Genomic DNA, 1,719 nt, shown 5'->3' with positions numbered 1-1,719 from the left:
ATACCCGCCAGCATCGCCTCGAGCCCCTCGTCGAATCGCGAGTCGTAGTCGACGCGCGGCATCGCGGGGTCCACGGCGGCGAGGTTGTGGTGGGTCTGCTCCTCGATCGTCACGCCCAGGACGTAGGCGGTGAGAGCAGTGGTCAGGCCCGCTGCCCGATCATCGCCCCCGTGCCGCGCACACGTCCGTGCGACCGCCTCGGCCACCGGATTCACCGCCCCGGCGGCCAGCCCGAGTGCCACGATCTCGGCCCCGTCGGGCACCCCCGCGACAGCGATCCGCATCGCCCGCGTCACCCCGCGTAGTTCGTCCGCGGCCGAGGCGCCGGCCTCCACCGGGGCCACGTCCGCCAGGACCCGTTCGGCCACGGCGGTGAGCAGCGCCTGCTTAGACGGGAAATGCCAGTACAGAGCACTCGGCTGGACGTTCAGCCGCGTCGCCAGCGTGCGCATCGACATGCCGGGCAACCCCGCTTCGTGCAGGAGTCCGAGCGCGGTGTCGACGACGGCCGACTTGTTGAGAGCCACGACCGGTAACCCTATCGCCCCTCCCGCAGCTCCGACGCGCCTGAAACCTGAACGCTGTACAAGTCGGCGAATTCCCGCTACCTTAACGGCGTTCAATGAACGGCGTTCAGGAGGAACCATGGCCACCACGACCACCCGTTGGCACGAGCTCGCGGACCGCATTCTCGACGGCGGGGCGATCGATGCGACGGAGGCACTCGCCGTGCTTGACTCGTCCGACGCCGAGCTCATGGAGGTGGTCGCGGCCGCATCCCGGCTGCGGTTCGAGCACTTCGACAACAAGGTCAAGGTCAACTACCTGGTCAACCTCAAGAGCGGCCTGTGCCCGGAGGACTGCTTCTACTGCTCGCAGCGGCTCAACTCGACCGCCGGCATCCTGCGCTACACCTGGCTGAACACCGAGGAAGCCGTCACCGCGGCCAAGGCTGGCATCGCGGCCGGCGCCTCGCGCGTGTGCCTGGTCGCCAGCGGCACCGGACCGAGCAACCGCGAGGTCGGCAAGGTCTCCGACATCATCGAGGCCATCAAGTCCGACACCCCGGGCGTCGAGGTGTGCGCCTGCCTGGGCGCGCTGAAGGACGGGCAGGCGGAGAAACTCTGCTCGAGCGGCGCCGATGCCTACAACCACAACCTCAACACGGCGGAGAGCCACTACGAGGAGATCTGCACGACCCACACCTACGCCGACCGCGAGCACACCGTGAGCCAGGCGCACGGCGCGGGCCTGTCGGCGTGCTCGGGCTTCATCGCCGGCATGGGCGAGACCCGCGAGCAGCTGGTCGAGCTGGCCTTCGACCTGCGCGCCAAGGGCGTCGACTCGATCCCGGTGAACTTCCTGCTGCCCTTCGACGGCACCCCGCTCGAGGGCGTGGACACGCTCAACCCGCGCGACTGCCTACGGATCCTCGCAATGGTCCGCTTCGTCGCCCCCGACACCGAGATCCGGATGGCCGCCGGCCGCGAACGCCACCTCGGCTACCTCCAGGGCATGGGCCTCTACGTGGCCAACTCGCTGTTCCTGGGCGACTACCTCACCAGCGAGGGCCAGCCCGGCGGCGAGGATCTGCAGATGATCGCCGACGCCGGCCTCGAGGTACTGCAGATGGAGGGGGCCGGCCAGGCCGTGGACCACTCCGCGACCCCGGAGGCGGCTGCCGTGGCGGCGCCCGGCGCTGCACCCGTGACGGCACCG

General features: G+C 69.7%; 2 protein-coding genes. One reads left to right on the top strand and one right to left on the bottom strand.

Features of this window, described 5'->3' with window-relative positions; genetic code table 11:
• The coding region (locus tag G6027_RS17595) for a TetR family transcriptional regulator (RefSeq protein WP_182638270.1) at window positions 1–527 on the bottom strand (527 nt) is incomplete at its 3' end.
• A gap of 118 nt (window positions 528–645) precedes the next feature.
• Here G6027_RS17595 and bioB point away from each other — a divergent pair.
• Window positions 646–1,719: biotin synthase BioB (gene bioB / locus G6027_RS17590; protein WP_182638269.1), on the top strand; the 1,074-nt coding region annotated here is incomplete at its 3' end.

This window comes from Dietzia sp. SLG310A2-38A2 (assembly GCF_014145095.1).
In the GTDB taxonomy this organism is placed as follows: Bacteria; Actinomycetota; Actinomycetes; order Mycobacteriales; family Mycobacteriaceae; genus Dietzia.
Note: the sequence above shows the minus strand (reverse complement) of the source record. Positions and strands in the feature narration are given on the sequence as shown.